We start from the raw sequence: 23,147 nt of genomic DNA, 5'->3' as shown, positions 1-23,147 counted from the left end.
ATCTTTTATCTCATTCTTTTAAATCTATTGTGTGTCCACAAGTAGAACTCAGGACGGTCATAAATTTGTCGGGTTACACGTTCAAAGAACATATCTGTGATTTGAAAATCTACATAATCGTTAGGTACTTCAGCTAAAACTTCAAAAGTTGTTTGGTAATACCCGCGTTTTAGTTTTTCTATTTTAGCAAACACAATCACCGTGTTCAAAGCCTTACCCAAGCGTTCTGCCCCAGTGAAAACAGGTACATTCAAACCTAAAAACGGACGTAAGTAGTTCTTTTTGTTGTTTGGAATCTGGTCGGAAGCAAATCCATAACAATATACATCATGAGCATCTTTGTGTTTTTTCATCTCGCGGTGAGCAGTGTAGCGCGGTAGCAAAAAGCTGTGATGTTTAGTGCGTATTTTCTGCAAAAGTTTGTCAAAATAAGGGTTGCTTAGCGGGGTATAGAGAGCGTACGATTTGTGTTTTAAGAAGTAGGCCAATGAAAGTAACCATTCGTAACTTGCGTAATGACTGCACATAAACAAGATGTTGCGTTCCTCATTTTCGTATTTCTTCAAAACTTCCAAGTTAGGAAAAACCATACGTTTTTTCATTTCTTTTTCACTCATTCCGTACGATTTTACCATTTCTAAAAGAGTATCACAAAAGTGGTGGTAGAATTTGCGTTCGATGTCTAAAAGTTCAGTTTCAGTTTTAAAAGGGAAGGCTGTATGCAAGTTTTTGCGTACCACTTTTACTCTGTATTTCAATAGAGTATATAGTATAAAATATAAAAAATCCGATATGCCATAGAGCATCCAGAAAGGCATTCGCGAGAGTAGCCAAATAAGTGGGAAGGCAATAATATAGATAAATAAATTCATTAGAGGTTCAGTTTCAAGCCGCAAAGGTAAAAATAATTTGTCAAATAGCCAATTTGCTAATTTGCTAATTCACAAATTATTCGTACTTTTGCCCCCGTTTTTAAATTATTAATTGTCAGTAGTCAATTGTCAATTATCAATTGCTAATTATTCTCTATGCTGAACGTTCACAATCTATCTGTTTCTTTTCAAGGTGAATACCTCTTCGAGGATGTCGCTTTTATGCTCAATGCAGGCGACCGTGTGGGGCTTATCGGTAAGAATGGAGCAGGTAAATCTACAATGCTCAAACTGCTTTCACGCGAACTGAAACCCGATACTGGAGGAATTGCTACCGATAAAGATGTGCGCATCGGTTTCCTTAAACAGGATATCGATTTTGTAAAAGGGCGCACTATCTTAGAAGAAGCCTATCAGGCATTTACCGAAATCAAAGCATTAGAACGCCAGTTAGACAATATCCATCATCAAATAGAAACTCGCACCGATTACGAGAGTCAAGAATACCACGATTTGCTCGATAAGCTAAGCGATTATACACATCGTTTCGATCTCATCGGAGGCTATCAGTACCAAGGTGAAACCGAAAAAGTATTACAAGGTCTTGGCTTCCAGCGTAGTGATTTTGATAAACTCACCGATAGCTTTTCAGGAGGTTGGCGTATGCGCATAGAGTTAGCAAAACTGCTCTTGCAAAACAACGATGTGTTGTTGCTGGACGAGCCTACGAATCACTTGGATATCGAGTCGATTATATGGTTAGAACAATTCCTTACTACGTATAGCGGGGCAGTGGTAATTGTCTCTCACGATAGGATGTTTTTAGATAATGTTACCAATCGCACTATCGAGATTTCAGTAGGCAAAATATACGATTATCCTAAACCCTACACTCAATTTTTGGCATTGCGCCAAGAAATACGTGAGCAACAACTCGCTTCACAAAAAAACCAAGAAAAGAAAATTCAACAAACTGAAAAGTTGATTGAAAAATTCCGTGCAAAAGCTACTAAGGCTTCTATGGCGCAATCGCTGATGAAAAAACTCGACAAGATAGAGCGCATAGAGGTAGATGAGGAAGATAATGCTGTGATGAATGTGCGTTTTCCCGTATCGGTAACTCCAGGGAAAGTGGTGCTCGAAATAGACGATGTATCTAAAAACTACGGTGAAAAACAAGTGCTTAGCCACGTGAGTTTACTCGTAGAACGCGGCAGTAAAGTGGCCTTTGTAGGACAAAATGGACAAGGAAAAACTACCCTCGCCAAGATGATTGTAAGCGAAATTCCGTACGATGGAACTATCAAGTTAGGTCACAATGTGCAATTGGGATATTTTGCCCAAAATCAAGCCGACTATTTGGATGGTGAACTTACCGTACTCGATACGATGTTCAACGCTGCTAACGATAGCAATCGTATGAAAATCCGCGACATACTCGGCTCTTTCCTCTTCCGTGGCGATGAAGTAGATAAGAAAGTGAAAGTGCTTTCAGGAGGCGAACGCAACCGCTTGGCATTGGCTAAAATGTTGCTGTCAGATTTCAATGTCTTGGTAATGGACGAGCCTACGAACCACTTGGATATCAAGAGCAAAAATGTACTCAAAAAAGCACTTCAGCAATTCGAAGGAACGCTCATCATCGTGTCGCACGACCGCGATTTCTTGCAAGGACTCACCGATAAAGTATACGAATTTAAAAACCAACACCTTAAAGAATATTTGGGCGACATCGATTTCTATTTAGAGCAACGTGCTGTCGCTAATTTCCGCGAAATAGAACAACCTAAAGAAACTACTACTACTACTGCTAAAGCTGCTCAAACTCCTGAAAAACTCTCTTTCGAAGAACAAAAACAACAGAAAGCAGCTCAAAACAAACTCAATAAAATAGAACACAACATCACCGACCTCGAACAGGAACTCAAAGTGATGAACGAGCAAATGGGGCAAGGCCTACAAACCGATGCGTTCTACAAACAGTACGAACAAAAAAAACAACAGTTGGAGGATTTAATGACCGAATGGGAATCTTTAATGAGTTAATCTATGCAACCTAAGAAAATCTTACTCTTTATTGTGGGACTACTTGCTGCCCTTTTTGCGATGACCTTTTTCAGTCGTTATCACACCACCGCCAACGGTATGGTGCGTGAAGGTATTGCCTTTGGTGATGCAATGTTACGCTATCCTACCCCCGATATTTTAGGAGAACTCTTCAAAGCTGATGAAAAAGAAAACAACAAACTCGATGAACTAATCAAAGAAACTTCGGGAAGTATCGTTGATGAAAAAACAAAAAATTTAACAACGAACGATACTATCGAAAAAGATTCTCTACACACTTTAGATACCAATGTAGAAGGTAAAATCTATTACCCTGGAAATAAAATTGACTATATCAAACGCCTCAAAGCTAAACTCCGTCAAGGCGTTTGCCAAATTGTACATTATGGCGACTCTCAAATAGAAGGCGACCGTATCACTGCCTATATACGCAACCGCTTGCAACTCTCCTATGGTGGAGGCGGACCTGGTTTCGTTCCTATCAAGGTGGTCTATAGCCAAAATAGTGTAGATATAGTCTCTTCACCTAACTGGATGCGCTATGCTTTCTTTGATCGCAAACAGCGCAAAACTGTGAAACACAATAGTTACGGACTTTATGCTACTTATTCGCGCTTTACACCTTATGTGAAAGATACTGCTTTGTTGAAACCTACAAAAGCATCCTTTACAATCAAACCTTCTAAAAAATCCTACGCACGCCTGCAAAACTATACCAAATTTGGGTTGCACTATGGTAATGCTACCAGCCGAACTGCTATTAGGGTATACCAAGGAAAAAATGTAATTAAAATTGATACTCTCATCGCCGATGGTAAATACCATAACTACCAACTGAATTTTGCAACTACCCCCGATGAGTTATATATAGAATTGGAAGCACGTGTAAGTCCTGATTTCTATGGAATTACCCTCGATGCTGCTTCGGGAGTGCGCGCCGATAACGTGGCAATGCGCGGTGAAGCAGGACGTATTTTCACCCGTATGAACTACGAAAACTATCGCCAAATGTCTGCCGTTCGTAAACCCGACCTCTTTATTTTTGAGTTCGGTGGTAATACCATTCCTTATATGAAAACCGACCAACAGCTGAAAGACTATGTTGAAGGACTTATTTTCAATATGAAATGGGTGAAACGTGCCAACCCTAATGCAATGTTTATGCTCATAGGTAATGGCGATATGACCACCTCGCGCAACGGCAAGCGCATCACTTATCCTTATGTGCCTAAACTCAACGATTTGATGAAAGAAGAGTGTATGAAAAACGATATCGCCTACTTCAGTATGTATGAGGCAATGGGTGGCGAAAACTCTATGATTACGTGGGTAAAAGAAGGAATGGCAGCTGCCGATTATGTGCATTTTAGCCCTAAAGGAACTAAACTTATTTCAGAAGTGTTTTATCAGTGTTTACACAACGACCTCACAGCGGTAGAATAACAGATTTATGACAGACTTTTTCAACAATTTCTTTATGTTTAATCCTGAGCATCCGCTTACTTTTGTGCGGATAGACTTCTGGATATTCTTTGTCTTGGTGTATGCTGTCTTTGCTCTGATTTACCGACGCCGACATCTGCGCAATCTGTTTTTGCTAATCGCTAGTTTCTATTTCTATTACAAGGCGAGCGGCCTTTTTGTGTTGCTGTTAGTATTCAGTACTGTCACCGATTTTTATCTGGGACACTACATCTATCGGCAAGCCGAAGAACGCCGACGCAAAATAGCTGTAACCGTGAGTGTTTGTTTAAATTTATTAGTGTTAGCATATTTCAAGTATGCTTATTTTTTCACCGATACTTACAATGCACTCTTCCACACCCAGCACCAAACGTTTAACTATTTAGCCTATTGGGCAAATGGCTTTAGCAATCAAGGCTATTTCACAGTTGATAAAATCATTTTGCCTGTAGGGATATCTTTCTATACATTCCAAACGATTAGCTACACAGTAGATGTATACCGTAACAAGGTAACTCCACTGAACTCTATACTCGATTTTGGTTTCTATGTGAGTTTCTTTCCTCAACTCGTAGCAGGGCCTATCGTCCGCGCCGAAGAGTTTGTACCTCAAATTCTCAAGAAAACTGTTGTTTCTAAAGAAGAGTTCAATAAAGCGATATTCTTCATTCTCAAAGGGCTCATTAAAAAAATGATTTTTGCCGATTTTATTGCTTTGCACTTCTTAGACAAAATATTCGATGCCCCTTCTATGCACACAGGTTTTGCCAATATTCTGGCTCTCATAGGCTATTCGTTGCAAATCTATGGTGATTTCTCTGGTTATACCGATATTGCTATAGGGGTAGCACTGCTAATGGGTTTTCATTTGCCTGTAAACTTCAATTCGCCTTACAAAGCCTTGAATTGCGGTGATTTCTGGAAACGTTGGCATATCTCCCTTTCCACTTGGCTGAAAGATTATTTGTACATCCCATTAGGAGGTAACCGCAATAGTACCATAGGCACTTTCGTCTTCTCTTTGCTTTTTGTAGTGATTTTGGTAGTAGCGATCAACAATCTCGTTTTCACCCTCATCACAGGGCTACTGTTAATAGCAGGTTCTGCGGTTGCGTTCTTTTATAAACCCTTTGAACGCTACCTTACTACCAATATTAATATTATGATTACAATGCTCATTGGAGGATTGTGGCACGGTGCATCGTGGAAGTTTGTTATCTGGGGCGGACTCAATGGTTTAGGAGTTGTGGCTTATAAGTATTGGCGTAAGGTGAGCCCGTATGAGAACAGTAACTTGTGGGTAGTACGCGCTTGGAAAATAGCTTTTACTTTTGTTTTTATCACTTTCACACGTGTGTTTTTCCGAAGCAACGATATGGAAAGTATAAACCAATGGTTTGACCAAGTCGCTCATAATATGGACTGGGGTTCGGCTATGCAAGTGATGAAGTACAACAATATTAGTTTAGGAATCATCCTCATAGGCTATATCACCCACTGGCTGCCCCAACGCTGGAAAGACTATACCGAGCACGTTTTTGCCGAAAGCCATTACGTAGTAAAAGCTGCCATCGCCTTAGTGGTAGTATTGATATGTTATCAAGCCTATTCCACCGATATACAGCCATTTATCTATTTCCAGTTTTAATCAAGAATTAGGTTTTAGAAATCAATAATCAATCCTTTTTATCTGTCTACTTTTCCCCGAGACCCTCCAGAATCTTCCAAGATTCTTCGAGGTTCTCCCTATAATATTCTCTCTACTTTTCTCTAATTTGCTAATTCACAAATTTGCTAATTTCTAAATTATTCGTATTTTTGCCGATTGAAAGGGCTCTTATACCCTCTCTATTAATGTAATAATCCATAGAAAAATGAGTTGCAATACTTGCACACACAATACGAACAATAGCTGTAATACAAACTGCGGAGCGCGAAGCTTTGGCACTGCCAAATTATCAGTTTTTGATTGGCTGGCAAATACCCAACTCCTTGGCGGACAAGAGTATTTTGATTGCGTCGAGGTGCGCTTCAAAAACAGCCGCAAAGAGTATTTCCGCAATGTCGATAAATTGCCCCTCCAAATGGGTGATGTAGTAGCCACCGAAGCCCCTTCAGGACACGATGTAGGAGTCGTAACCCTTACAGGTGAATTGGTGCGCTCGCAAATGAAAAAACGCAAAGTCGATTGGGAAGGCGATATACCTCGAGTGTATCGCAAAGCTAATCAGCATGATATTGATGTATGGCAACAGTCGCGTGCCAAAGAAATAGAAGTCCAAAAACAATCGCGTGAATTAGCAATTGCCTTAGGTTTAGAGATGAAAATCTCCGATGTAGAATTCCAAGGCGACGGCTCTAAAGCAACATTCTACTACACAGCCGAGGGGCGTGTAGATTTCCGCCAGCTCATCAAGGATATGGCAAAAGCCTTTTCTGTGCGTATAGAAATGCGACAAATAGGTTTCCGCCAAGAGGCAGCCCGCTTAGGTGGAATAGGTTCTTGCGGTCGTGAACTCTGCTGCTCTACTTGGCTTACCGATTTCAGAAGCGTTTCCACTTCAGCAGCACGATACCAGCAATTGTCACTCAACCCTCAAAAACTTGCAGGTCAGTGCGGTAAACTCAAATGCTGCTTGAACTTCGAACTCGACACCTATCTCGATGCTCTGCAAGATTTCCCCCGCACCGATGTAAAACTCCACACACAGCGCGGTATGGCATCGTGCCAAAAAATAGACATCTTCAAACGCCTAATGTGGTTCACTTACGACGAAAATCCTATCACTTGGCACAAACTCTCAGTAGATAGCGTAAAAGAAATTATCGAACTCAATAAAGAGGGAGAACCTATTGAAGAGTTAGAAGAGTATGCCATCGTTACCGATTTGTCTTCACGTAAAAGCACTTCAGCTTATGAAGGTATTGAACTCGCTCCAGTAGAAGAAGATAGCATCACCCGTTTCGATGCCCCTAAACGCAAAAAGAACAAGCATAACAACAAAAAAGCGAGCAATAATAACAGTAAGCCTCAGCGAGATAACAAAACCCAACAAGCACAATCCCAACCCCAAGGGCAGTCTAACAAAAAGAAACAATCGCCCAAGCCTAAAAATAACGGCAATAATAACAATCCTAATGCTAATAACAACCCCAATACCGCTAAGAAAAAGCCCAATAATAAAAATAACAAACCCAACTCTAATGCCGATAAACCTAAAAATGAGAACGCTTAGTGTATTACTCCTATGGCTAACCCTCGTGTCTTGCCATAGTAATGTGGAATACAGCCAATATGTGTCTTTGCCTAATGGTTGGACTAAAAACGAACCTGTAACCTTTCTTTTAGAAGCAAACGATACGTTGGCTAAAAAAAACTTGTTCATAATGTTGCGTAACGATGAGCATTACGAGTTTAGCAATATCTATTTGATTGCCAAAATGGAAGTGCCCAATAGCGATAAGGTAATTGTCGATACGTTGCAATACGAAATGGCAACCCCCGAAGGTAAATGGTTGGGAGATGGCTATTCAGCAGTGAAAGAAAGCAAATTGTGGTACAAAGAACAATTCGTTTTCCCTGCTAAAGGTAAGTACAACATCAAAATAGAACAAGCAATGCGCAAAATAGGTGATGATGAAGGAATACCAATACTCAAAGGAATCACCGAAGTGGGGCTACGCGAAGAAACTAATAAATAATTGCCTAATACAAAAGAGTTTTATATAGTCTCAATTTCGTGTAAATTCGTAGGAGACTTAAAAAATAATAAACTATGAAAAAAGCAAACAGCACAAACAGTAACAACAGCAGCCGCAAACCTAAAAAAGGACTCAGCACAGTCGTGAGATGGTTTTGGTATATCTTTATAGCGGGCGTGGTAGGAGTGATATTACTCTTTACTTCGGCTTCTTTAGGCTTGTTGGGCGAAATGCCCGACTTCCAACACTTGGAAAATCCCGAAACCAATTTGGCTACCGAAATCGTTACCGCCGATGGTAAATCGTTAGGAAAATTCTATTTAGATGAAAACCGTACGCCTATCCGCTTCAAAGATTTACCTAAACACTTAGTCGATGCTCTCGTCGCCACCGAAGACGAACGTTTCTATGAACACTCAGGAATCGACGTGCGTGGTACATTGCGGGCAATGGTCTATTTTGGTAGAAAAGGAGGTGCTTCCACCATCTCACAACAATTGGCAAAACAGCTTTTTCATAAAGAAAAAACCAGAGGTTTAGCACGTTATACTCAAAAAATAAAAGAATGGGTGATTGCTACACGCCTTGAAAAACAATATACTAAAGAAGAGATATTAGCAATGTACTTCAATATCTACGACTTCAATAACAATGCCGATGGAATCCGTTCGGCTGCTAAAATCTACTTCGATAAAGAACCTAAAAACCTCAAAATAGAAGAAGGCGCAATGCTTGTAGGGATGTTTAAAAACTCTGCTCTCTACAATCCTGTGAAAAATAAAGAAGGAGTAACTAACCGTCGCAATGTGGTACTCGCCCAAATGGCTAAGAACAACTACATTACCCAAGAACAAAAAGATTCCTTGCAAAAGTTGCCATTGAAAATCAAGTTTACCCCCGAAAGTCATAACGACGGGATGGCAACCTACTTCCGTGAGTACCTGCGTTCTTATATGAAAACGTGGATAGACCAAAACCCTAAACCCGATGGTACTAAACACAACCTCTATCTTGACGGATTGAAAGTGTATACAACCATCGACTCTAAGATGCAGGCTTATGCCGAGGCTGCTGTGAAAGCTCATATGAAACAACTACAAAAAGCCTTCGACGCCGAAAATAACCCTAAGAAAAATGCTACCTATCCTTTTGTAAAAGTCTCTAAAGAAGAGTATAAAAACCTAATGGAACGCGCAATGAAAAACTCTAATCGCTGGATACACCTTAAGTATTTAGGCTATTCCGAAAAGGAAATCCGCGAGTCGTTTGATAAAAAAGTAGAGATGCGTGTCTTCAGTTGGAAAGGTGAAAAAGATACCATTATGACCCCACGTGACTCTATATTGTATTATAAAGCTTATTTGCGTACAGGTATGATGTCTATGGAACCTCAAACAGGACACATAAAAGCGTGGGTAGGAGGCATCAACTACAAGCATTTCCAATACGACCAAGTGATACAAGGTGCTCGCCAAACGGGCTCTACCTTCAAACCTTTTGTATATGCCACCGCTATCGACCAATTGCACTATTCTCCTTGTATGGAACTCCCTGATATCCCAACGTGTGTAGAAGCTCATAAGTACGGCAATGTGCAAGCGTGGTGCCCACGTAACTCTACAGGTAATTTCACAGGTAAAATGATGACCCTCAAATACGCTTTAGCAAACTCAGTAAACTCTATTACTGTAAACCTGATGGATAAAGTAGGCCCTATACCCGTGATTAATTTGGTGAGAAAACTCGGCATCACATCCAATATGCCCGAAATGCCTTCTATCGCCTTAGGTACTGCCGATGCAACTGTCTTCCAAATGGTAGGGGCTTATGGTACTTTCGCCAATGAAGGGGTATATGTAAAACCTGTGTTAGTAACGCGTATAGAAGATAAGAACGGTACAGTACTTTTTGAAAATACCCCTGAAACTCACGATGTAGTAAGTGCTGAAGTAGCTCGTGCTGTTGTAAACTTGATGGAAGGGGTTACACGCTATGGTTCAGGAGCGCGCTTGCGTACCAAAGGTGCAGAAACTTATAATACCATTTACAAAAATGTAATGACAGGATATCCTTATCAATTTACGAACCCTATTGCAGGTAAAACAGGAACCACTCAAAATAATAGCGATGGTTGGTTTATCGGTATGGTACCTAATCTTGTTACCGGTGTTTGGGTAGGAGGTGAAGACCGCGCGGTACACTTCCGTACTACTGCCTACGGTCAAGGGGCTACAATGGCACTCCCCATATTCGGCTATTATATGAAAAAATGCTATGCCGATAAAGATTTGAGTGTTTCTAAAGGCGCTTTTCCTGCCCCTCAAAACAAAGAAATTCCTATAGATTGCAATAAAGAAAAAGAAGGAGATACTGAAGACCCTGAAATCGATTTTTAAAGTTTCTTGAGCGAATATTTGTCTCTTTGTAATATTTTTAGTAGTTTTGTCGCCCTTATTGTAATAAACTAAAAAACGCACTTACATTATTAAGAATATGAAATTTAAAAAATATACACTCACTACCATCGCCTGTTTGCTCTTAGGTAGTATGCCAATGCAGGCGCAAAACTCTCAAAAAGACACAATAAATAGAAATCCTAAACGCGAAGGATTACACAAGTTTAACGATAATCCCAACATAAAAAAATACGATGAAAAATGGCTGAAAGAACTGTCTAATTCCGATTTGTTCTTTCAAATGAGCGAAGATGTAGCCGCAACCCCTACTGATGTAGATTACAGTGAGTTGCCTACTGAAGTACTCAAAGAGCGCTTGCGTAAACTGAATGAAAAAACACCTTTCAACGTGGAGTATAACCCTATATTAGAACAGGTGATCAAATCGTTTTTGAAAAATCGCCGCTCTTCGTTAGAACGCCTGATGAGCCTCAGTGATTACTATTTTCCAATGTTCGAACAGGAAATGAGTAACCAAAAAATTCCTCTTGAAATGAAATACCTCGCCATTATTGAATCAGCCTTAAATCCTAAAGCCCGCTCTCGCGCTGGGGCTACAGGCTTATGGCAATTTATGTATGCTACAGGTAAAAGCTATGGCTTAGAGGTAAATAACTATGTCGATGAACGCAGCGACCCCGTTCGTTCTACTAAGGCCGCTGCAAAATACTTAAACGAACTCTATAAAATATTTGGTGACTGGGATTTAGCTCTCGCTGCCTATAATTCAGGACCTGGCAATGTCACTAAAGCTATACGCCGATCTAACGGAAAGACTAACTATTGGAATTTGCGCCCCTATCTTCCTCGTGAAACAGCGGGGTATGTGCCTGCTTTCTTGGCAACACTCTATATTTTTGAATATGCTAAAGAACACGGCTTCAAACCTCAAAAACGCGCTAATCATCTCTTCCAAACTGATACCATTCGTGTAAAACAAGCCATTCCTTTCAAGGATATAGCCGAAATTACAGGTATGGATGTACAAGATATTCAGTTTTTTAACCCTTCTTACCAATTAGATGTAGTGCCTTATGTTGAAGGGCGCAACTATGCCGTGCGTTTGCCTATCTCCGAAATAGGTAAGTTCGTATCCAATGAACAAGCTATCTACAACTACCTAAACGAACAAAAAGCTCAACGTGAACAAGTTCTTCCTGAAGTAACCAAAGGCGAACAATACGCAGGAGGTAAATCTACTAAAAAAACAGTTTATACGGTGAAAAAAGGCGATAACTTAGGTAAAATTGCTAGTCGCCACGGCGTGACAATCAATAATATCAAACGCTGGAACCGAATGAAAAGTAATAAAGTACGCGTGGGACAACGACTTTCTATATACAAGTAATATAGAAGTTAGAAATAACAGTTAGATAGTATGAAGAGAAGAGCTTTATTAAAATTATTGGGGCTTTTTTCGGTAGTGCGTGGCTACAATATCGCGATGGTTTGTGTAGCTCAGTACTTAGCCTCTATCTTCGTGCTCTCCAAACAACCTTGGCGTGAAGTCCTTGCCGATACACACTTGTTGATGCTCGTCATAGCAGGAGCTTTGGCTATCGCTGGAGGGTATATTATCAATGGTTTTTACGACAAAGATAAAGATTTGATTAATAAACCTACCCAAACGATGATCAACCACTTAGTGAGTCAGAATACCAAACTTACCCTCTATTTTTTGCTCAATTTTCTCTCAGTAATAGTAGCTAGTTATGTGTCGTTTAGAGCAGTGATTTTCTTTTCAGGTTATATCTTCACAATGTGGCTTTATTCACACCGTATCAAAAAACTATTGCTTTGGGGCAACCTCACTTCAGCAAGTTTAGCTATTATCCCCTTTTTTGCAATATTTGTGTATTATCGCAATTTCGAAACCGTGATTTTCGCCCATGCTATACTCATCTTTCTGTTAATGCTCACCAAAGAGTTTATCAAAGATTTGCAAAACATCAAAGGAGATCTCACTCACAACTATGCTACAATTCCCGTGGTCTATGGTGAGAGTTTTGCTAAAAAACTCATCACCTTGAACGTATTGCTCTGCTTTCTGCCTATCTATTGGCTACTTCATAGTTTCCTCATATTCAAACTGACGTACTTTCTCTACTTCACAATGCTTTATTTATTGTTTTTTGTAGCCTTTCTTTGGAAAAGCCAAACCCAACCTCAATACAGAGCCTTACACAATATGCTTAGAGTGATTCTCGTAATGGGAGTCTTTAGTGTAATATTAGTAAAGCAAATCAAAGGTTAAAAAAATACATCTCGTACTTTACACTTTTCGTCGATAAAATCAGCCTTTCTGTCGATATTATTTGCCTAAATCCTCTCTTCATCTTACCTTTGCACCATAAATTTTAAAACAGTGCATTTGTCTCATTTGCTAAACTTTAACAAAAGATTAACGCCATCCCACACTTGCCTATAACTATTTTTGAAGTATTTTTGCCAATAACCCTCACCCTCCAACTCCATCTACCTCACCCGACTTGTCAGCCCCGTCCGACTCGTCCTAAAACTAACACTAACGACTAATAACTAAGTATAATGAATAAAATCTTTTTAGCAACAACAGTAGCTATCGCATTGGTAGCTTGTAATAATGGAAATCAACAGCAACAACAATCAAAAGGACCTGAGGCTTATCCTGTAATTGTAGTAGGAGAGCAAAATACGGTTTCTCAACTCTCTTATCCAGTAAATATTGAAGGTATTGTAAACAGCTCTGTGCAGGCCAAAATATCAGGTTATATCACCAAAGTATTAGTAGACGAAGGTCAGGCAGTAACCCAAGGGCAACCTTTGTTTCAGCTGGAAACACAAACCCTTAACCAGTCGGCAGCCTCAGCCAAAGCAGCTGTAGATGCGGCTAAGGTGGAGGTAGATAAATTAGTGCCCTTGGTAGAAAAAAATATCGTGAGCTCCGTGCAATTAGCAACTGCCAAAGCCAACTTGCAACGCGCTCAAGCTGCCTACAACGAGGTGGCCAGCAATATCGGTTTTGCGGTAGTAAAAGCACCTGTAAATGGAGTAGTAGGAGCAATCAACTTCCGCGAAGGCGCTTTAGTAACTGCCAATAATACAGTACTCACTACCGTTTCTGATGTGAAAGAGGTATATGCTTATTTTTCAATGAACGAAAAAGAATACCTCGACTTTTTAGCTAACACCGAAGGCAAAACTACTGCCGAAAAACTCAAAAACCTACCTGAGGCTTCTTTGGTATTAGCTAACGGAAAAGAGTATGCTGAAAAAGGTAAAATTCAAGCGGTAACCGGACAAATTGACCCCTCTACAGGTAGCATACAGTTCCGCGCTACTTTCCCTAATCCTAACAAATTGCTCACTAATGGCAATAGTGGAACGATTAAAATACCTCAAAATTTCAATAATTCACTTGTAATTCCTGAGGTAGCCACTTTTGAACAACAAGGAAAAGTATTTGTATACCGCGTAGCCGAAAAAGATACCTTGCGACAAACCGTCATCACACTTAAAAACCGCGCTGATAATTATGCAGTTGTAGAAAGCGGACTCAAAAAAGGTGACACCATCCTCGCACAAGGTCTCAACAAGGTACATACCGGTACCGTGATCAAACCCCAACCCATTTCAATGGACAGCCTCGTAAAGAAAATACAACCCATTTTTTAAGAAAAAGTGAAGAGTGAAAAGCCGCTTTTGCTTCACTACACTTTGCCAAAGTTTCACACTTTGGCAAAGTTGCCCCCTCGTCATTCGTCACTCGTCATTCGTCACTCGTCATTCGTCACTCGTCATTCGTCATTCGTCACTCGTCATTCGTCATTTGCCCCTCGTCATTATGAAATATTTGTTATTATTACTCTTTTCTCTGCCTCTCACAGCACAAGTTAAGGAATCCCAAGGCGGAGGCATAAAGGATATAGGGAGAATTCCTAACGAGCCCCCTCTTTATATTATCGATGGGAAGAAAATTACTAAATGGAGTTTAAAGACTGAAAAACTTCAACCCGATGATATAGCCGAAATCTTGGTGCTTTTTAGAGAAGAAGCTAAAAATCTTTTTGGTAATAGTGCAAAATATGGAGCGGTATATCTTATCACTAAGGATACTTTTCGGAAAGCAAAAGCACTTGCTAATAATCCTCCCAATAGACAGCTCAATAAGGAAGAGCAACTTTATGCAGAGATTTGGGAATTCTATCAAACCTATCGCCTTATAGTGGTTTCAGGAAAAGTTACAGATAAAGAAGGCAAACCTCTGGCTAATATTAGGGTATATAACAAAGATAGCAATACCGAGGTTCTCACCGATAGCATAGGCAATTACACGATCCAAGCCCGTCGCTGGAATGCGATACAAGCTGAAAATATAGAGGATTGTTACCTTGTTGTGAAAGAAGCAAAAGAGCAGAGTTATAACTTTGTACAACACCCTCCTATTGAAAGCAGGAACAGCGACCCAAGAGCCTCTACACCTTCTATAAGTTTGAAAACTCCTTGCGACAAGCTGTTTGTTCTCGACGGATTGCCTATAGAAAAAAAGGAAGAGTTTCTCAAAAAAATACGACGGAAGAAAATAGAGGAAATAATAGAAATAGATGGACAATTAGGAGTTCCATTATATGGCTCTCTTGGAGCCTATGGCGTAATCATTGTAAACACTAAAAAATAAAAGCTATGAACAGACTTACTATATTTCTATTCTTTTTTACGCTTTCCACTATGGCGCAAATTACTATAACAGGCAAAGTTACCGACTATAAAGGGAAGCCTCTTGCCAATATTACTGTAAATACAGACGTGATAACTTATACCAATCAAGGGCATTATGCCGCTAATGAGGTAAAAACTGATGCCAATGGTATGTATAAGATACAAGCAAAACAGTGGGATACAATCCACTTTGACAATATGGGCTGTTATATTGTGTTTAAAGACACACCTCACCAAGTATATAACCATACTATGGATAGAATCTATAGGAATAGTGATATTCATATTGAATATGCTTATGCTTGTGGCATCCTTTTTATACGTAATGATAAGATAGTTGAAGAAGAAGATAGAGAAGCATTCAAAAAAGAACTCCGAAGTGGACAGTTTTACAAGTATTCAGTAATGGAGGATCAAGAGTTATCTAAACATTATGGCTTCCGCAGTCAATATGGATTAGTGGCTTATACCAAAGATTACTACAACCGACATAAAAAGAATAAAAGTAAAAAGAAATAAAATATTTTTGATATGATCCGAATTACTATATTTCTATTCTTTTTTACGCTTTCCACTATGGCGCAAATTACCATATCAGGAAGGGTTTTTTATGAGAAAAAGAAACCTTATGTTGATTTTCCGGTTACCAATGGAAGAGATACGGTGCGAACCGATAGTGAGGGCAGGTATAAAATAGAAGCCAAACTATGGGATGTTATTTATTTTTATAGATTGGATCGAAAGTTTCGCTCTTATGAAATCGCCACACCTCACTATGTACTGACGGAAACACCTCATCAAAGTTATGATGCATTTGTACATTCTATTGATTTTTTTAAGTGTGATAGAGGTAGGAAAAAACCAGATATGCTTTTTGTGCTCGATGGAGTGCCTATAGAGAAAAAAGATAAGGAATCCTTTAAGGAAAGACTCAGAAACGGAGAGTTTTTTCAGTATTCACTAAAGAAAAACGCTTTCTTTTCGAGCAGAATTAGCAACTATTACGATTATATTCTATATGTTTATACCAAAGATTACTATAATGAGCATATCAAAGACAAAGAGAAAAAAGAATAAATACATTTTATTATAAATCGTTGAACTTTGATTTCTGTGCTGTTTTGTATTTTCTATGGTATGTAGATTTCTGAAAAAAGATACTTTTCGTTAAATAAACGTATCGTTGAACATTGAAAAAAGCAAAAATTTCCATAAGCTATGATCCGAATTACTATATTTCTATTCTTTTTTACGCTTTCCACTATGGCGCAAATCACCGTATCAGGAAGGGTTTTTGATGACGAAAATAAACCTTTCCCTAGGGTAATAGTCTCCAATGGTAGAGAAAAGGTATATACCGATGCCCAAGGAAACTATACTATACAAGCAAAACTATTTGATATATTAGAATTCTCTGTTGAAAGCGAATATAAAGGGTATAAAATGAATAAACAATATTACTATGTAATCAAGAATATACCGCATCAAAAGTATAAAGTACAATTAGATTCTGATGTAATTTATAAATATTTTGTGGATCCTTATACATTATCTTTTAGTTTTTACCTAGATGATTCAAAAGTTGAAAAATCGAATGAAGAAGCATTCAAGGAGCGTGTGCGCAATGGAGAGTTTTATACCTATGAGATACGCACTTGGGATGAGATGCCTAAGGAAATAGAACAGATTTCTATGTATAATGTGTTTGTTTACACCCAAGATTACTATAACCAACATATCAAAAACAAACAAAAATAATTAATATTATAAAACCTTATCGCTTATTATCTATTACTTATTACCTAAATTAAGATTATGAACAGAATCATTTATAAAGGTTTCGCAGCGGCTTTTGTAGCCCTTACTCTCACCGCTTGCGCAGGTCGCAAAACTTACGAGCGCCCCAATGTCGTAAATGAAAAACTTTTCCGTACAGATAATATCCCTACGGATAGTCTTAGCAGTGCCAATGTCTCTTGGCGTAACATCTTCACCGATGCTACTCTCCAAGGACATATCAATAAGGCGCTTTCTCATAACCTTGATGTACGTGTAGCGATGCAAAGTGTAGTTTCAGCACAAGCCTATCTTAAGCAAAGTAAGGCGGCTTTTATTCCTACTCTCTCAGTAGGAGCAAACTACACCCGCAGCACCAACTCTATCAATGCAGCGGGAGGTCTGGGAGAACGTACTTACAACAACCTATTTGATATCACAGGCTCAGCCTCGTGGGAAGCCGATATTTGGGGCAAACTCTCCGCCCAAAAACGCGCCTCCTATGCCTCTTATTTGGCAACTGTCGAAGCTCAAAAAGCAGTGCAGTCCGAAGTGGTAGCAACTTTAGCGACAGCTTATTACCAATTGTTGATGCTTGACGAACAGAAAAAAGTACTCGAACAAACAATTGAGTTCCGCACCAAAAGTTTAGAAACTACCAAACAACTCAAAAATGCAGGTTCTACTACCGAAGTAGCGACCAAGCAAATCGAAGCACTTGTGTATAACGCACAAGCACAACTTATTACAATCAACAATAGCGTATGGGCATTAGAGAATACGATATGTGTACTCCTTGGCGAAGAACCTCATCACATAGAGCGAAGCACCCTTGCCGAACAACAATTTCCTACTGAATTTCGTCAGGGATATGCTGTAAGTTTGCTCGAAAATCGTCCTGATGTGGCACGTGCCGAACTCAACTTGCGCAACGCTTTTGAACTCACCAATGTAGCCCGTGCTGCTTTCTATCCTACCCTCACTCTCAGTGCTCGTGGCGGTATCAGCAGTACTGAACTCGATACTTGGTTTTCAGCCAAATCGATGTTTGCTAACTTTATAGCGGGATTGGCGCAACCTATCCTCAATCGCCGACAAATACGCACCCAGTACGAAGTGCAAAAAGCTGCTCAAGAAACCGCTTTGCTCAACTTCAAAAAGGCAATTCTTTCAGCAGGCAAAGAAGTCTCCGATGCAATGCACCAATTCAACTCTCAAGACGAGTTTATCCAACTCAAAACTAAAGAAATGGAAGCCTATCAAAAGGCAACTGATTTCTCTAAACAACTCTTTGATAGCGGTATGGTGAATTATTTAGAGGTGATCACTGCCGAAGTAAATCGCCTCAATGCCGAGCTTAGTGTTGCCAACGCACAATTCACTCGTATGCAGTATGGTATCACCTTGTATAAAGCCCTCGGAGGAGGCTGGAAATAATTGGCAAATTAGTAAATTAGCAAATTGTTTGTGCATCTCGCACCAAATTGGCAAATTAAAAAGAAGAATCTATAACTTAAACTTATGATAAAAAGTTTTATAAACAGACCGGTACTATCAACGGTAATTTCTATTCTGATAGTAATTTTAGGGATTTTAGGGATTATATCCTTACCTATTTCCCAATACCCCGACATTGCCCCTGTAACAGTACAGGTATCGGCTAACTATGCAGGTGCCAATGCCGAAACAGTGCTTAAAGCAGTGGTGATTCCCTTAGAAGAACAAATAAATGGGGTTGAAAATATGGATTATATTACCTCATCGGCTTCTAATAGTGGTTCAGCAAATATTACTGTGTATTTCAAACAAGGCACCAATGGTGATATTGCAGCAGTAAACGTGCAAAATGCAGTGTCGCGTGCGAACTCTATTTTGCCATCGGAGGTAACTCAATCGGGGGTAACCGTGCGCAAGCAGAGTTCAGGTAACCTGATGTTCCTCACTTTCTTTTCTGAAAATAAAGAGTTAGACGATGTGTTCTTGCAAAACTACTTGAGCATCAATGTGATTCCTGCAATCAAACGTATCAGTGGGGTAGGGGATGCCAGTGCTTTTGGAGGTAAAACCTATTCTATGCGCGTTTGGATCAACCCTCAGAAACTCCAAGCATACGGTCTCAACCCTACGGAGGTAACTGCTGCAATTTCAGCTCAAAGTAAAGAAGCGGCTGCAGGTACTTTGGGACAAAATAGCGGTAGTAGCTATGAATATGTAATTAAATATAAAGGAAAATACACTCAAGTATCTGAATACGAGAATATAGTGCTTAAAGCCTTAGATGGCGGACGTGTACTTCGCCTCAAAGATGTGGCTACTGTAGAACTCGATGCCTTGGGATATACAGGATTTTCTGAAAGTAAAGGTCGTCCTGCGGTAGCTATGGGTATTTCCCAAACCCCAGGCTCTAATGCTCACGAAATTATCCAAAATATCGAAAAACTTTTAGAGGAGCTAAAACCTTCTTTCCCCGAAGGGATTACTTATACTATCAACTACAACGCCAATACGTTCTTAGATGCTGCCATTTCTAAGGTAGTGTCTACCCTCTTGGAGGCTTTCTTGTTGGTGTTCTTGGTGGTGTATATTTTCTTGCAAGACTTCCGCTCTACGCTTATTCCTGCTATTGCGGTGCCAGTGTCTATCGTGGGTACTTTCTTCTTCTTGAACCTCTTTGGCTATTCTATCAATATGCTCACCCTCTTTGCCTTGGTGTTGGCTATTGGTATAGTGGTAGATGATGCGATAGTCGTCGTCGAGGCAGTACACGCCAAGATGGAGCAAACTCACGAGAAAGCGAAACCCGCTACCATTTCGGCTATGAACGAGATTACAGGGGCGATTATCTCTATCACTTTGGTAATGGCAGCAGTGTTCGTGCCGGTAACCTTTATGGGCGGTACTACGGGGGTGTTCTACAAACAATTTGGGGTAACTCTGATTGTAGCGATTGTCATTTCAGCAATCAATGCGCTCACCCTCAGTCCGGTACTTTGCTCGCTCTTCCTCAAACCTCACGGCGATAAAGAATACGAAGAAAAATCGTGGTTCGGTAAGTTCTTCCACAAGTTTAATGTAGCTTTCAATGCAGCGACTTATAAATACGGACAAACTTTTACTTTCTTCCTTCGCCACAAATGGGTAACCTTAGTGCTTTTACTCTTAGCAGGAGGTGGTATCTATTTTGCCAATAAAAGTATGAAATCGGGCTTTGTGCCCAGTGAAGACCAAGGGTTTGTGATGATGGATGTATCTATGATTCCTGGGGCATCTATGGAACGTGTCGCCAATATTATGCGTGAAGTAAACGAAAGTCTTTCCAATATCCCAGGGGTGGAAAATGTTACCTTTGTAACGGGTCGTGGTATGATTTCGGGCGAAGGTAGTAACAATGGTATGGGCTTCTTCAAGCTGAAACCTTTCGAACAACGTTCTAAACTCCCTGGTCAAGACATTCAGTCAATTATCAATAATGCCTTTCGTGCAGTAGCTAATGTCAAAGATGCCAATGTAATTTTCTTCCAACCGCCTTCAGTACCTGGTTTTGGTATAGGGGGTGGGGTATCATTTGTGCTCTTGGATAAATCCGGAAGTGATATCAGTGAGGTGAACAAAAATGCACAGCAATTTTTAGGTGCTTTGATGCAACGCCCTGAAATAAAATTTGCTCAAACCTCTTTCAATGTAAATTATCCACAATACCAAATGGATATCAATGTAGAGCGCGCTATGCAATCGGGTATTACGGTGAGTACGATTCTTTCTACCTTGCAGAACTATATAGGTGGTTTTTACGCTACCGACTTTACCCTCTACGGAAAGCAATACCGCGTAATGGTACAATCGTTGCCCGAAGCGCGTAAAGACCTCAATAGCCTGAACAACTTGTTCGTAAAAACAGGTAGTGGCACAATGGCGCCTATTACCGAGTTCGTAACGCTCACACGTACCTTTGGACCTCAATCGCTCAGCCGTTATAATTTATTTACTTCGGTATCTATTTCGGCTCAGAACAACCCTGCCTATAGTACGGGTGATGCCCTAAAAGCAGTACAAGAGGTAGCAGCCCAAACCCTCAATGCTAATTATAGTATCGATTATACAGGTTTAACACGTGAAGAACAAACCGCAGGCTCACAAACCATACTCATCTTCTTGCTCAGCTTGGTGTTTACTTATTTTATCCTTTCAGCACAGTATGAGAGTTACTTATTGCCATTATCAGTGCTCTTCTCATTGCCTTTTGGTATCTTTGGAGCTTATTTAGGACAGTGGCTTTTTGGCTTGGAAAACAATATCTATTTCCAAATCTCTCTTATTATGCTAATGGGACTCTTGGCAAAGAACGCAATTCTGATTGTAGAATTTGCTGTACAGCGCCGCCGTATGGGTGAGAGTCTCTCTAAAGCAGCCATCAATGCCGCTATGGCGCGTTTGCGCCCTATCTTGATGACCTCTTTTGCCTTTATCGTTGGTTTGATGCCATTGGTATTTGCCTCAGGAGTAGGTGCTGAAGGTAACCGTTCAGTAGCTACAGGAGCTGCGGTAGGACAGCTGATAGGTACTTTCTTTGGATTAATCGTTATACCTGTACTCTTTGTGATTTTCCAAGATTTGCAAGAACGCATTAGCGGTTATCGCCATAAATCCGATGAGATATTTGTAACCCCAACGGATGAATATTAATTTAAAAAACATTTTATTTTTTAACAGAACTATAAGATTTTTCCAAACAAAATGTAAAAGAAAAGTTAAAAAATGAGAGGATAGTGCGTTTTTGTAGCTCAAAAATGAGGTAGTTATAAAAAATAGTTATACATTTGCCCCGTATTAATCGTGAATAAGTTTTTTTTAAACGTTATTTTTATGAAAAGAACTCTTTTAAGTGTTGCAGCTATCGTTGCAACTTTCGTAAGTGCTAACGCACAAGAAATGCTAAGTAAGAGCAAATTTTTTGACAACTGGCAAGTAGGTGTTAAAGGTGGTGGATTCTCTTGGACTACCCGTGAAGCCTTTATCAAAAACACCCGTGCCACTTTTGGAGCCGAGATAGGTAAACAAATCTCTCCAGCGTTCCGTTTAGGCGTTGAAGGTATGGCGTATGTACGTCCAGTAGATTTTGATGATGCTCCAGAGTATGGAAACTTTGTAGATATGTCAAACATAAGTTTGGTAGGTACTGTAAACTTGAGCAACCTTTTTGCTGGTTACAAAGGAACTCCTCGTTTCTTTGAAGTTGAAGGTTTTGCTGGTTTAGGTTGGGCTCACAAATACCCACAAGGTGCTGACAACAGAAAAGCTCCTAATGTATTGAATGCTATGACAAGCCAATTTGGTTCTAACTTGTTATTCAACTTAGGTCAAAGCAAAGCTTGGGGTATCAAAATCAGCCCAGCACTTATCTACTTTGTTGATGGTGTAGAAAACCGTGCTGAATCTAACTCTCAAAATGAGTTGAACCTCAAAAACTCTTGGACTCAAGTAACTGCTGGTGTGGTTTACCGTTTCAAAGGTAGCAATGGTGCTCACCACTTCACTACAGCTGTTCAAGCGCCTGATAACAGCGGTGAGTTAGCAAGACTTCGTGATGAGTTGAACAGCAAAAACAAACAATTAGCTGATGACCAAAAACAAATCAAAAAATTGCAAGATGATTTAGAAGCTGCTCGCAACAAAAAACCTGAAGTAGTTGAGAAAGTTGTTACTAAAAACAAAAAAACTTTAGAGTCTGTAGTTACTTTCCGTGTAGCTAAAAGTACTATCGATGCATCTCAATTGCCTAACGTAGAGCGTATCGCTTCTTACCTTAACAAATATACAAATGCTAAAGTAAGTATCAAAGGTTACGCTTCTCCTGAAGGTGACTTAGAGAAAAACAAAAAATTAGCTACTGCTCGTGCTGAAGCTGTTAAAACTCTCTTAGTTAAACGTTACAAAATCTCAGCTGATAGAATCCAAGCTGAAGGTAATGGTATCGGTGATATGTTTAGCGAGCCAGATTGGAACCGTGTAAGTATTGCTAATATTGTTGAGTAATTTATAGATAATTTGAGACTTAAAAATAAGAATTACTAAAAAAAGCGAGGCGAAAGCCTCGCTTTTTTGTTTCTATTCC

Annotated in this window: 17 protein-coding genes; 16 read left to right on the top strand and 1 reads right to left on the bottom strand. The window is 39.8% G+C overall.

Going from position 1 to position 23,147, the window contains the following annotated elements:
- Window positions 1-5: 5 nt before the first annotated feature.
- The gene (locus CBG49_RS13800; protein WP_009750807.1) at window positions 6-872 is read right to left on the bottom strand and encodes a lysophospholipid acyltransferase family protein; all 867 of its coding nucleotides are present in this window, start codon (window positions 870-872) and stop codon (window positions 6-8) included.
- A gap of 156 nt (window positions 873-1,028) precedes the next feature.
- Here CBG49_RS13800 and CBG49_RS13795 point away from each other — a divergent pair, with 156 nt between their 5' ends.
- The 16 genes from CBG49_RS13795 to CBG49_RS13720 all read left to right on the top strand — a co-directional run bounded on the left by CBG49_RS13795 (window position 1,029) and on the right by CBG49_RS13720 (window position 23,068).
- Window positions 1,029-2,918, top strand: a complete 1,890-nt coding sequence (locus CBG49_RS13795) for an ABC-F family ATP-binding cassette domain-containing protein (RefSeq protein ID WP_088594930.1) — start codon at window positions 1,029-1,031, stop codon at window positions 2,916-2,918.
- Window positions 2,919-2,921: 3 nt separating this feature from the next.
- Window positions 2,922-4,382, top strand: a complete 1,461-nt coding sequence (locus tag CBG49_RS13790; RefSeq protein ID WP_088594929.1) for an SGNH/GDSL hydrolase family protein — start codon at window positions 2,922-2,924, stop codon at window positions 4,380-4,382.
- 7 nt (window positions 4,383-4,389) lie between these two features.
- The gene (locus CBG49_RS13785; protein ID WP_088594928.1) at window positions 4,390-6,051 is read left to right on the top strand and encodes an MBOAT family O-acyltransferase; all 1,662 of its coding nucleotides are present in this window, start codon (window positions 4,390-4,392) and stop codon (window positions 6,049-6,051) included.
- Window positions 6,052-6,277: 226 nt separating this feature from the next.
- Window positions 6,278-7,639: a PSP1 domain-containing protein gene (locus CBG49_RS13780; protein ID WP_193433069.1), complete on the top strand. Its 1,362-nt coding sequence runs from the start codon at window positions 6,278-6,280 to the stop codon at window positions 7,637-7,639.
- Window positions 7,626-8,105 (top strand): gliding motility lipoprotein GldH, encoded by a 480-nt coding sequence (locus CBG49_RS13775; RefSeq protein ID WP_009750813.1) that lies wholly within the window; start codon window positions 7,626-7,628, stop codon window positions 8,103-8,105. Before CBG49_RS13780 ends, CBG49_RS13775 begins: the two co-directional genes overlap by 14 nt.
- Window positions 8,106-8,179: 74 nt before the next feature.
- Entirely contained in the window at window positions 8,180-10,501 is a 2,322-nt protein-coding gene (locus tag CBG49_RS13770) for a penicillin-binding protein 1A (protein WP_009750814.1), read from the top strand.
- 97 nt (window positions 10,502-10,598) lie between these two features.
- Entirely contained in the window at window positions 10,599-11,909 is a 1,311-nt protein-coding gene (locus tag CBG49_RS13765; protein ID WP_088594927.1) for a lytic transglycosylase domain-containing protein, read from the top strand.
- Window positions 11,910-11,939: 30 nt separating this feature from the next.
- Window positions 11,940-12,815, top strand: coding sequence for a geranylgeranylglycerol-phosphate geranylgeranyltransferase (locus CBG49_RS13760; protein WP_088594926.1), 876 nt, complete (start codon window positions 11,940-11,942; stop codon window positions 12,813-12,815).
- Window positions 12,816-13,108: 293 nt separating this feature from the next.
- The gene (locus tag CBG49_RS13755) at window positions 13,109-14,215 is read left to right on the top strand and encodes an efflux RND transporter periplasmic adaptor subunit (protein WP_088594925.1); all 1,107 of its coding nucleotides are present in this window, start codon (window positions 13,109-13,111) and stop codon (window positions 14,213-14,215) included.
- Window positions 14,216-14,384: 169 nt separating this feature from the next.
- Entirely contained in the window at window positions 14,385-15,218 is an 834-nt protein-coding gene (locus CBG49_RS13750) for a carboxypeptidase-like regulatory domain-containing protein (RefSeq protein ID WP_088594924.1), read from the top strand.
- 5 nt (window positions 15,219-15,223) lie between these two features.
- Complete coding sequence (locus CBG49_RS13745) at window positions 15,224-15,778, top strand: Ig-like domain-containing protein (RefSeq protein WP_088594923.1); 555 nt, start codon at window positions 15,224-15,226, stop codon at window positions 15,776-15,778.
- A 12-nt stretch (window positions 15,779-15,790) separates the two neighbouring features.
- Window positions 15,791-16,336 (top strand): carboxypeptidase regulatory-like domain-containing protein, encoded by a 546-nt coding sequence (locus CBG49_RS13740; protein WP_227002903.1) that lies wholly within the window; start codon window positions 15,791-15,793, stop codon window positions 16,334-16,336.
- Between the two features lie 141 nt (window positions 16,337-16,477).
- On the top strand, window positions 16,478-17,017 hold the full coding sequence (locus CBG49_RS13735; RefSeq protein WP_088594921.1) for a carboxypeptidase-like regulatory domain-containing protein: 540 nt from the start codon (window positions 16,478-16,480) through the stop codon (window positions 17,015-17,017).
- Between the two features lie 57 nt (window positions 17,018-17,074).
- Complete coding sequence (locus CBG49_RS13730; protein ID WP_088594920.1) at window positions 17,075-18,472, top strand: efflux transporter outer membrane subunit; 1,398 nt, start codon at window positions 17,075-17,077, stop codon at window positions 18,470-18,472.
- Between the two features lie 84 nt (window positions 18,473-18,556).
- Complete coding sequence (locus CBG49_RS13725; RefSeq protein WP_088594919.1) at window positions 18,557-21,718, top strand: efflux RND transporter permease subunit; 3,162 nt, start codon at window positions 18,557-18,559, stop codon at window positions 21,716-21,718.
- Window positions 21,719-21,898: 180 nt separating this feature from the next.
- On the top strand, window positions 21,899-23,068 hold the full coding sequence (locus CBG49_RS13720) for an OmpA family protein (protein WP_088595339.1): 1,170 nt from the start codon (window positions 21,899-21,901) through the stop codon (window positions 23,066-23,068).
- Window positions 23,069-23,147: the final 79 nt, after the last annotated feature.

The sequence above is a fragment of the Capnocytophaga endodontalis genome (assembly GCF_002209445.1).
GTDB classification, from domain to species: Bacteria; Bacteroidota; Bacteroidia; order Flavobacteriales; family Flavobacteriaceae; genus Capnocytophaga; species Capnocytophaga periodontitidis.
Note: the sequence above shows the minus strand (reverse complement) of the source record. Positions and strands in the feature narration are given on the sequence as shown.

Coding starts and splice junctions, on each gene's coding strand:
- CBG49_RS13800 (WP_009750807.1), bottom strand. CDS start 872: ATGAATTTATTTATCTATATTATTGCCTTCCCACTTATTTGGCTACTC.
- CBG49_RS13795 (WP_088594930.1), top strand. CDS start 1,029: ATGCTGAACGTTCACAATCTATCTGTTTCTTTTCAAGGTGAATACCTC.
- CBG49_RS13790 (WP_088594929.1), top strand. CDS start 2,922: ATGCAACCTAAGAAAATCTTACTCTTTATTGTGGGACTACTTGCTGCC.
- CBG49_RS13785 (WP_088594928.1), top strand. CDS start 4,390: ATGACAGACTTTTTCAACAATTTCTTTATGTTTAATCCTGAGCATCCG.
- CBG49_RS13780 (WP_193433069.1), top strand. CDS start 6,278: ATGAGTTGCAATACTTGCACACACAATACGAACAATAGCTGTAATACA.
- CBG49_RS13775 (WP_009750813.1), top strand. CDS start 7,626: ATGAGAACGCTTAGTGTATTACTCCTATGGCTAACCCTCGTGTCTTGC.
- CBG49_RS13770 (WP_009750814.1), top strand. CDS start 8,180: ATGAAAAAAGCAAACAGCACAAACAGTAACAACAGCAGCCGCAAACCT.
- CBG49_RS13765 (WP_088594927.1), top strand. CDS start 10,599: ATGAAATTTAAAAAATATACACTCACTACCATCGCCTGTTTGCTCTTA.
- CBG49_RS13760 (WP_088594926.1), top strand. CDS start 11,940: ATGAAGAGAAGAGCTTTATTAAAATTATTGGGGCTTTTTTCGGTAGTG.
- CBG49_RS13755 (WP_088594925.1), top strand. CDS start 13,109: ATGAATAAAATCTTTTTAGCAACAACAGTAGCTATCGCATTGGTAGCT.
- CBG49_RS13750 (WP_088594924.1), top strand. CDS start 14,385: ATGAAATATTTGTTATTATTACTCTTTTCTCTGCCTCTCACAGCACAA.
- CBG49_RS13745 (WP_088594923.1), top strand. CDS start 15,224: ATGAACAGACTTACTATATTTCTATTCTTTTTTACGCTTTCCACTATG.
- CBG49_RS13740 (WP_227002903.1), top strand. CDS start 15,791: ATGATCCGAATTACTATATTTCTATTCTTTTTTACGCTTTCCACTATG.
- CBG49_RS13735 (WP_088594921.1), top strand. CDS start 16,478: ATGATCCGAATTACTATATTTCTATTCTTTTTTACGCTTTCCACTATG.
- CBG49_RS13730 (WP_088594920.1), top strand. CDS start 17,075: ATGAACAGAATCATTTATAAAGGTTTCGCAGCGGCTTTTGTAGCCCTT.
- CBG49_RS13725 (WP_088594919.1), top strand. CDS start 18,557: ATGATAAAAAGTTTTATAAACAGACCGGTACTATCAACGGTAATTTCT.
- CBG49_RS13720 (WP_088595339.1), top strand. CDS start 21,899: ATGAAAAGAACTCTTTTAAGTGTTGCAGCTATCGTTGCAACTTTCGTA.